Source organism: Alteribacillus persepolensis, from assembly GCF_900099605.1.
Taxonomy (GTDB): Bacteria; Bacillota; Bacilli; order Bacillales; family Marinococcaceae; genus Alteribacillus; species Alteribacillus persepolensis.
The window spans coordinates 15,049-27,857 of the sequence record NZ_FNDK01000011.1 but is presented as its reverse complement, the minus strand read 5'-3'; the positions used below and the strand labels follow the sequence as shown (position 1 = coordinate 27,857).

The window sequence follows — 12,809 nt, the reverse complement described above, 5'->3', positions numbered from 1 at the left end:
GAAAAAGAAAAGTTGGGTAGTGCATTATGACTAAACAAAAGAATCGTGGATATAAAAAATCCAGAAATAAACAATATCAATCTGAAAAACAGAATAGCAAACAACTCCCGCCAAATAAAAACCGGAAAAACCAAAAATCCAAAGGCAAGCCTCCTGCAGCCGATAAGCGCCAGCATGGCAAGAAAAGTGTAATCGCAGAGGTGACTTGTTCAGGCCTGACAAGTGAGGGTAAAGGGGTTATCGAGTGGGAAGGGAAGCAGCTGGAGGTAGCGAATCTGTTGCCTGGTGAAACAGCCGAAGTAATCGTTTCTAAAAAAGGACGCTTTTTCAACACGGAGCTGAAACGGGTGATAAACCCTTCAGAAGACCGTGCCTATCCGCCATTTGCTTATTATCACGAGAGTGTAGGATGTCAGATTCACCACATGAACGATCAGGCCCAAAAGCGTTTCAAACAGCAAGTCATAGATGAACGAATGAAGCCTTTTGGAAAACCAAATCCCATCATAACCATGGATCATCCGTATGATTACCGGAACAAAAATGTTATGACATTCGGTTTGAATAAAAAGCGACAGATTATTAGTGGATTATACGCCGAAAATTCTCATCAGATCATACCAATGGAAAGGTCCATCATCCATGATCCAAAAGCGGATGAGATTATTCAAACCATCAAGGGGATGATGAAATCCTTTAAAATGCAGCCGTACAATGAAGACACTGGGCAGGGTTTTTTGCGGCACGTATTGATAAGGGTGGGGAAAATGAGCGGTGAAATCATGGTGGTACTGGTAGCTGCATCACCAGTGTTTAAGGGGAAGAATCATTTCATTAAAGCACTAAGAAAGACTCATCCGGAAATTACGACCATACTGCTGAATATAAATGACAGAAATGACAGCATGGTGCTTGGTAATCAGGAAAAAGTGCTATATGGAAAAGGAACCATAACAGATACCCTCTGTGGATTGGAATTCGAAATTTCAGCGAAGTCCTTCTATCAGATTAATCCAGTCCAGACAGAAAAGCTGTATACAAGGGCTATTGAAATGGCAGAGTTAACTGGAGAGCAAACCATAATAGACGCATACTGCGGAATCGGTACGATTGGACTGGTTGCAGGCAAGAGAGCTGGCAAGGTGATTGGCGTGGAGCTTAATAAAGATGCGGTTCGTGATGCCATTCGTAACTCAAAGCGTAACGGCGCAAAAAATGTACGGTTCTATCAAGGCGACGCTGGAGAGTTCATGGTACAGATGGCGGGACGTGGTGAAAATGCAGATGTGGTGTTTATGGACCCGCCTAGAAGCGGGAGCGATGAAGCCTTCTTGTCTAGCTTGGTTAAACTCAAGCCGAAGCGGGTCGTATATATCTCCTGTAACCCGGAAACACAGGCACGTGATTTAAAGTATTTGGTAAAGAACGGTTATAAGGTTACAGAGATTCAGCCTGTCGACATGTTCCCGCAGACGACGCATGTAGAAAATGTTGCGTTACTTGAAATAAAGAAGTAGATCAACAATAAAGTTCGACGAAAATACAAAAATTTAGAGATACATCAGCGTGGTGCCGGGCAGGCTTATTCAAACAGAGGGAGCAAATGGACGAGAAGTAGCAACACCAGATGAGGCAAGAGAAATGATAGGCTTACCATCAAAGAATGCTGCACAAGTTTAGTAGAAAGCATTGTTATGCAGGGATGATGGTTGATAGAGTAAGGTGCAGAGACACGGGTGCTGCGGAAAGTATCTTTTATTTCCATTTTTGGTTTTAGATCAAATGCCGGGGCAGGAGCGAAAAACTCCTGCCCCTTTATGTTGTTCAAACGTTGATATACAGTGCAGAGCCTTATTTTGTATGCTGGCTTATGACAAAGATTCGCCAAAAGCTTCCGGCAGCATTTTAAATCCATCAATTTCTGCATCTTCTTCCACTTCAATCATAATGCAGCGTTTTCCGTTATAGTTGACTTGTCTTACGTGCTGCAAATCTTGCGGGCTGATAGAAATAGTGGCGACTTTGGTATTAATTTTAATCGATTTTGATGTGTATTTCGGGACGATGCTGCTGGCCTTTAATTCATAGCTTTCGTTATCCATAACGCGTTGAAAAGCAGTTTTTACTGTATCTGTGTCGACTTGTTCCCCGCTTTGGTGAAGAACTTGCTCGACGTCTTTGTAGTCAAGTGTTGGCGGAGTATCTTCTTCATTTTCTTCAACGACACGGTTGATTTCCCCATATACATTGGCAAGGGTGGAAGGGGTCAGCTGCTCTCCTACCACATCTTTGATAACTTCCTCAAATGCGGCTTTATCTTCTTTAGCGGTCATGATTTCTTCTCCGTTCAGTACTTCTTCGATAAAATGGTAATCTGGCTCGTTGGCTTTGCTGGCGGCATAGAGCACGTGATTGACATCGGAAGCACCGTCTGTAACGGTTGGAAACAGAAATCCTGCCATCGGTTTTTTCAGATCAATTACTGGATCTGTCTCAACTTTATACTTGAATTCCTTCTCTATATAATCGAACTGTATTTCTTTTTTTGGCTCTTCTGTTTTATTCATGCTGCAAAGAATAAACGGATTTGAATATACCGCATCCCGCTCGCTTTCTTCTGTTTCTTCGTTTCGCTTTTTCGTTGGTTTTAAGTATTCCGCGCGAATGAAAGAAATGACAATATCCTGTTCATACGGATGGTCTTTCATCATTTTTTCCGTCATCAGAAGCATCTGTTCTTTCCAGCTCTCTACATCACTGCTTAAGAGTCCTTTATGAAGAATGAGTTGACTGTTATTTTCTGCATCATGTTTAAATTTTAGTTCAAATAGCTTTTCATCCAGCTGGCCGGTGAGGAGCTTTTTGAAATTATTCATGAAAAGTTCCTGCTGGTCGCGATCGAGCATATCAAATGGCTGGCTTTGGTGGTGGTAAATGTCGGTTGTATCTTTCATGATGTAGACGTTAAAAATGTCGGAGATTTTCAGTAAATCATTGTCGACAATCAATTGTCTGCGGATATCGGCTATATCTTTTTTATCCATGTATTGTTCACTCCTGCTTAAGGTATGGTTTTCATTTTATGAAACTCTATTTTAACACAGGAATTCTTTGCTGCCCTGACAGGAACATAGGTTACCAGCGGAAGAGACTAGGGGAGGGACGCACTGCAAGAAGTTGTGGCAGGAGACTAAGGACGCAATATAGATATATTATTGTTTGAGAAAAAATGTTAGACAGCTGTTCCTCAAAGGCTGTCTAACTATTACACACGTGATGCCTGGCAATCAGTAAAAGCTGCCGCAAAAGAGTTTCCTTTTGTGGCAGCAGTTTGAAGGTGTTGCTATTTGTTGACAGTTTCTTTTTTATGAATCAGTTCCTCTGTCAGACGCTCTAGCATAAATCTGCTTGATTCTTCGGCACGATGTTCTTCTCCGAATACGGCAGCTGTCACAATTCCATCGAAGTCCATTTCACGAAGCTTGTTAAACAATACGTCCCAAGGGATGTCGCCTTTACCGATATCTAAGTGCTGGTGTACAGTGGCGTGAACACCAGGAGGGTTGACGACGTAACGCAAGCAAGAAGATGCTTTATGGTTAAAGGTATCTGCTACGTTAATGTGACGCAGTTTGTCACCGGCGTAATCAAGCATAGCAGGGATGTTACCTTTGCCGTCGTCGTAGAAAAACGTGTGCGGCACGGAATAGAAATAGCCGATCCAATCTTTATCAAACGCACGAAGCATATCGACAGCCACGTAATTATCTTCAATAAAGTCATACGGATGGGCTTGAATATGCAAATTCAGTCCTTCTTTTTCAAAGAAAGGAATGAGTTCGTCCATAGACTTTACAAATTGTTGTTCACATTTGTACGGCATATCATTGCGGCCTGTGAATTCAGTGTTGACGACATCGACATCCAGTTCCACGGCGATCTCAATTGCACGCTTCCAGTTGCGCACAGCAGCTTGGCGGTCTTCTTCATCTGGTCCGGCCCAGTGCTGCATCGGCAAAATAGAAGACAGTTTCACGCCAGTATCACGGCATGCTTGTTTTAATTCTTTGATACGTGCTTTATCGACGCGCGGGTACTTATAGAAAGGCAGAAAATCATCACGCGGAGAAAGTTCAATATATTCATATCCCAATTCAGCAACTTTGTCGACCATTTTGGGAAGGGGTAAGTGTCTAAACATATGTGGGTCTAATGTTAGTCTCATAAAATCATTCCTCCTTAAAAGTGCAGACGTTTAGAAAACATGGAAAAAAGGAGGATACACCTGAAAGTGCATCCTATTCCTTTTGTTAGGCTTGATAAGCGGTGTAAGGAAAAGGGTGTATGAACCTGTGTGATTTTTAGCTCAAAGGAGAGCAGTACTTAGAATGTTTAACTTTAAAATATAAGGAAAGCTGCGGTTTCCATCATAAGAGTTGGACGGCAAGCCAGGTTTTTCTAAAGAACTATTAAGCAGAGTTTTGATGTTTTTTCTTACCAGCGGGCGGTAAGCATTTTCTTACGAGTGTAGAATTCAACACCGTCGGTTCCGTTTGCGTGCAAATCACCATAGAAAGAGTTTTTCCAGCCCGAGAATGGGAAAAATGCCATTGGTGCGGGTACACCAATGTTTACTCCAAGCATGCCGGCATCGATGTTTTGACGGAATTGACGTACGGCACGGCCGCTATCGGTATAAATGCAAGCTCCGTTTGCAAACTCGGATTTATTTGTCAGCTCAATAGCTTCGTCTAACGTATCTACGCGGACGACAGAAAGTACCGGTGCAAAGATCTCTTCTTTCCAAATCGTCATGTCGGTTGTGACATTATCAAAGATAACCGGCCCGACAAAGTAGCCGTCGTCAAGCTTAACGGTCTTGTCACGGCCGTCATAGGCAAGAGTTGCCCCTTCATCTTGACCGATTTTAATGTAGTTTTCTGTTTTTTCTTTATGTGATTGACGAATGACGGGACCGAGGAAGACGCCTTCGTCCAGGCCGTTTCCGATGGTGATACTGTCCACTTCTTTTTTCAGTCTTTCCACGAATTCATCGGCAGCATCACCAACAGCCACGGCAACGGCTGCAGCCATACATCTTTCTCCGGCAGACCCGTATGCAGCACTGGCAATTTGAGAGACGGCATTATCGATATCGGCATCTGGAAGGACAATGGAGTGGTTTTTCGCTCCAGCAAGTGCTTGGACACGTTTGCCGTGTTCTGCTCCTTTTTTATACACGTATTCTGCAACAGGTTGAGAACCGACGAAAGAAATTCCTTTGACGTCTGGGTTTTCAAGCAGTCCGTTTACAACATCATGTGCACCATGAACGATATTTAACACGCCATCTGGAAGTCCAGCTTCACTAAAGAGCTCTACCAGGCGATTGGCTAAAACGGGTGTACGTTCAGACGGTTTCAATACAAATGTATTACCACAAGCAATGGCGAGCGGGAACATCCAGCAAGGCACCATCATCGGGAAGTTAAATGGCGTGATGCCTCCAATAACACCAATCGGATAACGATACATGCCTGATTCCATGTCTGTTGCAATATCTGGGAGTTGTTTTCCCATCATGAGAGAAGGCGCTCCTGCTGCGAATTCGACACATTCGATACCTCGTTGTACTTCCCCGTAAGCCTCACTGTAACTTTTACCGTTTTCAAGAGTGACAAGACGAGCCAGCTCATCCCAGTTTTCTACTAGAAGCTGCTGATACTTGAAAAGAATGCGAGCACGTTTTGGCACCGCTGTATTACTCCACATTTGAAACGCTTCTTGTGCTGCTTCTACCGCTTTATTCAAATCTTCACGGCTCGAAATAGGCACATGTGCAATCGTTTCGCCAGTAGCAGGATTAGGAACTTCTTCAGATCGTCCTGATGTGGCTTCAATCCACTGCCCTCCTACATAGTTTTTCAGATGCTGTACTGCTTCGGTTGTATTCGCCATCTTCATTACTCCTCTCATCAGCATATATTCTTTCATGTCAAGTTAGAAAACTAGACATTGCTGCTAATAAAAGAAATCGATTTCATTTTATGGTGTAAGTGTAAGTGATATTTTTTCGTTTGTAAACGCTATTTTTAAAATTTTTCAGAATACAAATGGCGAATAAAAAAGGAAAGCCTCGAGAATTACTGTTAACAAGGCAGTGTTAATAAATAAAAGATGGATGTTTTTTATTGTTTTATCAGACGAGAAGGCTCCCGCTCCAAATAGATGATGAGGTTGTTAAGCGGGAGCGACTTAAGTTTTCTGCTCGGATGATGACACAAATGATTGACCACCACATGATTGACGGATAAAAAGGTGGTCTTTCATCACGAAAGATTGTTTTGTGATTTTTTCTTTATTAATCTTCTGGATTAAAATGCTCATTGCTTTTTGGCCGATTTTGTATTTAGGCTGGTCAATAGAGGTTAAGTGGGGTTCTACAACACTTGCCATTTTTAGATTATCGAATCCGACTATTGCAATGTCTTCCGGTATACGAAGGCCGCTGTTTTTTACAGCTTTCATTGCTCCCATGGCCATCTCATCGTTGTAAACGAAAACACCAGTAGGGGGGGTTTCTAAAGCAAGCAGCTTCATCATTTGGTTGTACCCTGACTCCAATGATTCATTTCCGCCTTCTTGAATATAAGACGGGTCAACATCTAAATCATGACTCATCATTGCTTGTCTAAATCCTCTTAAACGGTCACGTCCTAAAATTACATTCATAGGACCGCAAATATGGGCAACTCTTTCATGGCCGAGCTTGATTAAATGTTCCGTTGCTTTTCTAGCCGCACTGATATTATCAATCGAAACAGTTGGCACATTTAACCCATCAATGTATTCACAAGCAAGGACAATTGGAAAGTGTTCGGCCAGCTCTTCAAGCTTTTCTTTTTCGAGCCGCGCGGTAAGAAGGAGCATGCCATCTACTTGTTTTTGCAATAACAAATTAATATAATCATTTTCTCGTTCTACGCTGTTTTCAGTATCACCTAAAATGACTTGATATCCTTCGCGGATGGCAGTATGTTCAATTCCCCGCAGTACTTCAGAAAAGAAAGCACTCGTAATATCTGGAACAACAGCAAGAATCGTTTTTGTTTCCTTCGTTCGAAATTGTCTGGCGACGATATGAGGCTGGTAATTTACTTGATTAATGACTTCTAGCACTTTGTCTCTTGTTTTTTTGCTCACCAATTCTGGATTGCTTAACACACGGGATACGGTAGCAGGAGAGACATTTGCCATCTTTGCCACATCGCTCATTTTCATTTTCTATTCCTACTCTCTTCCTGATGGTTTTACTTATTAAAAAAAAAGGGCTATCCATCATCTTAATCATTCTTGTAATGAATTTCAAGAAAAATGAAACCGTTTTCGGTGTTGTCTGCACTCTATTTTAACCAATGCAGACGAATACAAACAAAATAATGAAAGGTTTTTTGAAAAATGGAACCGTTTATGTTTGAAAATTGGAAGAGCTTCTTTTACTATTTGAAACTGTAAGATAAATATTTCATCAATGAGTGAATGGAGGACGGTATAAGTGGCAAAACAAGCAGAATTAGGGAAATCAGGTTTGTATGTAAATCCGGTGGGGCTGGGGACGAACGCTGTCGGCGGACATAATTTGTATAATCATTTGGATGAAGAACAGGGAAAAGATCTTGTTCGCACTGCTATTGATAATGGAATTAATTTTTTAGATACCGCATTTATTTACGGTCCAAAACGTTCTGAGGAGTTAGTAGGAGAGGTTGTAAAAGAATCTGGAAAAAGAGATGAAATCGTTTTAGCGACAAAAGGGGCACAAAAGTTTGTTGATGGAAAAGAAGTTATGGATAATTCTCCAGAGTTTTTGCGTCAATCAGTAGAAGAAAGCCTTCACCGCTTACAAACAGAATACATCGATCTTTATTACATTCATTTTCCAGATGAAGAAACACCGAAAGACAAAGCGGTTGCAGCATTACAAGAGTTAAAAGAAGAAGGAAAAATCCGAAGTATTGGTGTGTCTAACTTCTCCATCGAACAATTAAAAGAAGCAAATAAAGATGGACACGTAGATGTGTACCAAGGCAATTATAACCTTATTCAGCGTGAAGCAGAAGAAGATTTTCTTCCATACTGCAAAGAGAATAATATTTCCTTCATTCCGTTTTTCCCATTGGCAGCAGGTATTTTAGCCGGCAAATATACAAGCGATATGACGTTTGATGATCTTCGCGCAGATTTTCCTCACCTCCAAGGGGAAGAATTCAAGAACAATTTAGCGAAAGTGGACAAGCTGCGCCCAATCGCTGAAAGTAAAGGAGTAGATGTCGTTCACGTTGTGCTTGCATGGTACTTAACTCGTGATGCAATAGATGTCTTAATTCCAGGAGCGAAGCGTTCCGAACAAGTATTGGATAATTTAAAAACGTTAGATGTTGCTTTAACAGATGACGAAGTTGCCCATATTGATCGTGTTTTCCGATAAAAACCGCCATTTTCCTTTTCTCCCGGCTGTTCATTGCAGCTGGGAGATAAAGAGCATTTTTGGATAAAAGCGTTTACATGCAGGGGAGATTGTTGTAGAGTAAGATACATAAAGAAGAATAATGGTAGGTACACAATGTGTTTGTTGAAATCGATTACAAAATGTAAGAAGCTCCTCTGTCTTTTTCAGCGTACGTTGCAGTGAATGGGAGGCGCTTATCTTTTAATGATACCAGCTGCTGCTTCGATTATTGTACAGTTGTTATTAACATTGGCATAAATAATAATTAGTCATCATACATTTATCAAAATATAATCAAAATTTTCAAAAGTTTTATTGACTGAAGCTATTATTCATATTATTCTAAAAACAGAAATCATGATGAGCGTGAAACAGCAGGTGTGTATGGGCAGCAAGCTGTGGTTTTGATTAAAACTATCGTCATTTTCTATGCACATTATTTATTTTTAAATATAATGAAATCGATTTCAAAATCAGTTCGTTTGAGGAGGCTTTTATAGATGAGTCATTTGTTAAAGAAACCAGTGCGTCAACAGTTGGAAAATGGTGTATCACTCGTTCATGATATTACATCCAATAACTCCGATCTGGAGTACGTTCATTTTAAAATGATTGACGTAGAACCAGGTGCCTTATACAAAGAGGCATTAGCGAAACAGGAAGTTTGTGTTGTCGCTCTAACAGGAAAGATTACCGTTACTGATGGAGTGGAAACATTTGAAAACATTGGGACTCGTGCATCGGTATTTGAAAAAAAGCCAACCGACAGTGTGTATATTTCTAATGACCAGTCATTTGAGGTAAAGGCAGAATCCAAGGCGCGGGTTGCCCTGTGCTACTCTCGATCGGAAAAACAATTGCCAACGAAGCTTATCAAAGCAGATGACATTGGCGCAGAGCATCGCGGGCAAGGCAGCAACAAGCGAATGGTTCATAATATATTGCCTGATGACCACCCAGCAGCAAACAGTCTTCTTGTTGTAGAGGTGTTTACAGAGAGTGGAAACTGGTCCAGTTATCCGCCTCATAAACATGATCAAGACAATCTTCCAGAAGAATCGATGCTAGAAGAAACGTATTATCATGAACAAGACCCTGGTCAAGGCTTTGTTTTTCAACGTGTATACACAGATGACCGCTCGTTAGATGAAACAATGACGGTTGAAAATGGAGACATGGTGATTGTGCCAAAAGGCTATCATCCAGTTGGTGTACCAGAAGGGTATACGTCTTATTATTTAAATGTAATGGCAGGACCCAAACGCATTTGGAAGTTTCATAACGATCCGGATCACAAATGGATCATTAAATAAATCGTGTGTCATTCAAAGGCATGAAAAGAGAAAAAGGGGAGAGTGATTCTATGAACATTTCACTTGCAGCGGACAAAGAATTTGATGTTATTGCGGTTGGCCGGGCATGTGTGGATTTGAATGCTGTCGAATATAATCGTCCAATGGAAGAGACAATGACTTTCAAAAAATATGTAGGAGGCTCTCCTGCAAATATTGCGATTGGAAGTTCTAAGCTTGGGTTGAAAGCTGGATTTATTGGTAAAATTCCAGATGATCAGCACGGACGTTTTATTGAGCAGTACATGAATGGACAGGGCATTGACACATCCAGCATGGTTGTCGATACAGAGGGGCGGAAAACGGGATTGACGTTCACTGAGATATTAAGCCCGGAAGAATGCAGCATTCTCATGTATCGTGAAGAAGCAGCAGATTTATATCTAGAACCAGCGGAGGTTCATGAAGACTATATTAAACGAACGAAATTACTGTTAATCTCTGGCACCGCACTTGCTCAAAGTCCATCTCGAGAAGCAGCGCTAAAAGCGGTACATCTGGCGAAGAAAAATGGTATTAAAGTGGTGTTTGAACTAGATTACCGTCCTTACACATGGAAGTCGGCAGAAGAAACAGCAGTGTATTATTCATTAGTTGCTGAAAAGGCAGACATTGTAGTTGGTACTCGCGAGGAATACGATGTCATGGAACACCGATTGGGTAAAGGAGAAAACCAAGCGACGGTTGATTACCTTTTCCAACATGAGCCAGAGCTTGTAGTCATTAAGCATGGTGTAGACGGTTCTTATGCTTACACTCGTTCTGGTGAAACGTATCGGGGAAGAGCGTACAAAACAAAAGTGTTAAAAACATTTGGAGCTGGTGACTCTTATGCTTCCGCTTTTCTTTATGCTCTTGTTTGCGGAAAAGATATTGAGACAGCGTTGAAGTATGGAAGTGCCTCGGCATCAATTGTCGTCAGCAAGCACAGTTCTTCAGAAGCGATGCCGGCGGTTGAAGAAATTGAAGCATTAATTGAAGAAAATAACACTATTAAAAGCTAGGGGCGACATGTAATGGGAACGATTCGATTAACAACAGCACAAGCGCTGGTTAAATTTTTAAATCACCAGTATATTCATGCAGATGGTGAAGAATTTCCGTTTGTCGAAGGGGTTTTTAACGTTTTCGGACATGGGAATGTATTAGGGATTGGGCAAGCATTAGAACAAGATTCGGGCCATTTGAAGGTCATTCAAGGAAAAAATGAACAGGGCATGGCGCACGCAGCAATCGCTTACAGCAAGCAAAAGCTTCGTAAAAAAATTTTTGCATTAACATCATCCAGCGGTCCTGGATCTGCGAACTTAACAACAGCGGCAGCAACCGCACTTGCCAACAACATTCCTGTACTGCTTCTTCCGGCAGACACATATGCGACAAGGCAGCCAGACCCTGTCTTGCAGCAAGTGGAACAAGAACACAGCATGGCTATTACAACAAATGATGCATTGCAGCCAGTGTCTCGCTATTGGGACCGGGTGCAGCGGCCGGAACAGTTAATGTCAAGCTTAATTCGTGCGTTTGAAGTAATGACCGATCCAGCGAAAGCGGGTCCTGCGACAGTATGTATTTCTCAGGATGTAGAGGGAGAAGCATTTGACTTTGATGAAGAGTTTTTCCAAAAGCGCATCCATTATGTGGATCGGCCGCTGCCGACAGAGCGTGAGTTACAGGGAGCTGTTGAAAAGATTAAAGCGAGTAAAAAACCGCTCATTGTTGCCGGCGGCGGAGTGAAATATTCAGAAGCCCGTGAGGCTCTGACGGCGTTCTCAAAGGAATATGATATTCCGCTAGCTGAAACGCAGGCAGGCAAATCGGCCGTGGAGCATTCATTTAAAAATAACTTGGGCGGACTTGGCATTACCGGCACAAGAGCAGCTAATCAAGCAGCGCAGGAAGCCGATTTGGTGATTGGCATCGGCACTCGTTATACAGACTTTGCCACATCGTCCAAAACAGTATTTGATTTTAAAAAAGCTGCATTTCTAAACATTAATGTTAGCAGGATGCAAGCCTATAAGCTTGATGCGTTCCAAGTCGTTGCCGATGCCCGTACCACATTGGAACAGCTGATGCCGCTGTTAGAAGGATATAAAAGCCAGCACGGATCATCCATTCAAGAACGCAAACAAGAGTGGACGCGTGAACGTGAGCGGCTGCGTTCTATTACATTCAATCGAGAAAACTTTGACCCGGAGATCAAAGGCCACTTTTCTCAAGAAATAATGAATGAATACGCTGATACATTGGGTACAGAGTTTCCGCAAACGAATGCCTTGCTGACAGCCAATCAAGCGGTAGATGAAGATGCTGTTGTGGTATGTGCAGCAGGGTCGCTGCCAGGTGATTTGCAGCGTCTGTGGGAGACAAATACACCAAACACATATCACTTAGAGTATGGTTACTCTTGTATGGGGTACGAGATTTCCGGAGCATTAGGAGTGAAACTTGCAGAACCGGATAAAGAAGTATATGCAGCGGTTGGAGATGGAAGCTTTCTCATGCTTCATTCCGAGTTTATTACGTCATTGCAGTATCATGAAAAAATAAATATCCTTCTCTTTGATAACGCGGGATACGGTTGTATTAACAACTTGCAAATGGATCATGGCGGAGGCAGCTATCACTGTGAATTCCGTACGGCCAATCATGATATTGTAAACATCGATTATGCAAAAGTAGCGGAAGGATACGGTGCTAAAGTGTACCGCGCCAACACAGAAGAAGAATTAAAAGCAGCTATAGAAGATGCAAAAAAACAAGACTGTTCTACATTAATTGAAATGAAAGTTCTGCCAAAGACGATGACAGATGGTTATAAGGGAAGCTGGTGGAACCTTGGAGTAGCAGAAGTATCAGAGAGAGAAAGCATTCAAGAGGCTTACGCATTTAAAGAAAAAATGCTTGAGACAGCAAAGAAGTACTAATGGTAAAGGGGGAGGCGC

Annotated in this window: 9 protein-coding genes; 5 read left to right on the top strand and 4 right to left on the bottom strand. The window is 41.9% G+C overall.

The annotated features are described in order from the left end of the window. The first annotated feature begins 26 nt into the window (after positions 1-26). Positions 27-1,517, top strand: a complete 1,491-nt coding sequence (gene rlmD / locus BLT18_RS09990; protein ID WP_091273587.1) for a 23S rRNA (uracil(1939)-C(5))-methyltransferase RlmD — start codon at positions 27-29, stop codon at positions 1,515-1,517. A 351-nt stretch (positions 1,518-1,868) separates the two neighbouring features. On the opposite strand, the gene BLT18_RS09985 is transcribed toward rlmD, so the two are convergent. From BLT18_RS09985 to BLT18_RS09970, 4 genes are all read right to left on the bottom strand, one after another. Then, positions 1,869-3,044 (bottom strand): DUF4317 domain-containing protein, encoded by a 1,176-nt coding sequence (locus tag BLT18_RS09985; protein WP_091273585.1) that lies wholly within the window; start codon positions 3,042-3,044, stop codon positions 1,869-1,871. A 299-nt stretch (positions 3,045-3,343) separates the two neighbouring features. Next, positions 3,344-4,225: a sugar phosphate isomerase/epimerase family protein gene (locus BLT18_RS09980; protein WP_091273584.1), complete on the bottom strand. Its 882-nt coding sequence runs from the start codon at positions 4,223-4,225 to the stop codon at positions 3,344-3,346. A gap of 269 nt (positions 4,226-4,494) precedes the next feature. Beyond that, the gene (locus BLT18_RS09975) at positions 4,495-5,958 is read right to left on the bottom strand and encodes a CoA-acylating methylmalonate-semialdehyde dehydrogenase (RefSeq protein WP_091273582.1); all 1,464 of its coding nucleotides are present in this window, start codon (positions 5,956-5,958) and stop codon (positions 4,495-4,497) included. A gap of 297 nt (positions 5,959-6,255) precedes the next feature. Next, positions 6,256-7,281, bottom strand: a complete 1,026-nt coding sequence (locus tag BLT18_RS09970) for a LacI family DNA-binding transcriptional regulator (RefSeq protein ID WP_091273581.1) — start codon at positions 7,279-7,281, stop codon at positions 6,256-6,258. Positions 7,282-7,555: 274 nt separating this feature from the next. Here BLT18_RS09970 and BLT18_RS09965 point away from each other — a divergent pair, with 274 nt between their 5' ends. The 4 genes from BLT18_RS09965 (at position 7,556) to iolD (ending at position 12,791) form a co-directional block, all read left to right on the top strand. Further along, positions 7,556-8,488 (top strand): aldo/keto reductase, encoded by a 933-nt coding sequence (locus tag BLT18_RS09965; RefSeq protein WP_091273578.1) that lies wholly within the window; start codon positions 7,556-7,558, stop codon positions 8,486-8,488. A 521-nt stretch (positions 8,489-9,009) separates the two neighbouring features. After that, a complete protein-coding gene (gene iolB / locus BLT18_RS09960) occupies positions 9,010-9,822 on the top strand; it encodes a 5-deoxy-glucuronate isomerase (RefSeq protein ID WP_091273575.1) in 813 nt (270 codons plus the stop codon). 50 nt (positions 9,823-9,872) lie between these two features. After that, positions 9,873-10,865, top strand: a complete 993-nt coding sequence (iolC, locus tag BLT18_RS09955) for a 5-dehydro-2-deoxygluconokinase (RefSeq protein ID WP_091273573.1) — start codon at positions 9,873-9,875, stop codon at positions 10,863-10,865. 12 nt (positions 10,866-10,877) lie between these two features. Beyond that, a complete protein-coding gene (iolD, locus tag BLT18_RS09950) occupies positions 10,878-12,791 on the top strand; it encodes a 3D-(3,5/4)-trihydroxycyclohexane-1,2-dione acylhydrolase (decyclizing) (RefSeq protein WP_091273571.1) in 1,914 nt (637 codons plus the stop codon). Positions 12,792-12,809: the final 18 nt, after the last annotated feature.

What these genes read in the sequence shown, in the direction of transcription:
- rlmD (WP_091273587.1), top strand. Translation starts at nt 27, where the DNA reads ATGACTAAACAAAAGAATCGTGGATATAAAAAATCCAGAAATAAACAA.
- BLT18_RS09985 (WP_091273585.1), bottom strand. Translation starts at nt 3,044, where the DNA reads ATGGATAAAAAAGATATAGCCGATATCCGCAGACAATTGATTGTCGAC.
- BLT18_RS09980 (WP_091273584.1), bottom strand. Translation starts at nt 4,225, where the DNA reads ATGAGACTAACATTAGACCCACATATGTTTAGACACTTACCCCTTCCC.
- BLT18_RS09975 (WP_091273582.1), bottom strand. Translation starts at nt 5,958, where the DNA reads ATGGCGAATACAACCGAAGCAGTACAGCATCTGAAAAACTATGTAGGA.
- BLT18_RS09970 (WP_091273581.1), bottom strand. Translation starts at nt 7,281, where the DNA reads ATGAAAATGAGCGATGTGGCAAAGATGGCAAATGTCTCTCCTGCTACC.
- iolB (WP_091273575.1), top strand. Translation starts at nt 9,010, where the DNA reads ATGAGTCATTTGTTAAAGAAACCAGTGCGTCAACAGTTGGAAAATGGT.
- iolC (WP_091273573.1), top strand. Translation starts at nt 9,873, where the DNA reads ATGAACATTTCACTTGCAGCGGACAAAGAATTTGATGTTATTGCGGTT.
- iolD (WP_091273571.1), top strand. Translation starts at nt 10,878, where the DNA reads ATGGGAACGATTCGATTAACAACAGCACAAGCGCTGGTTAAATTTTTA.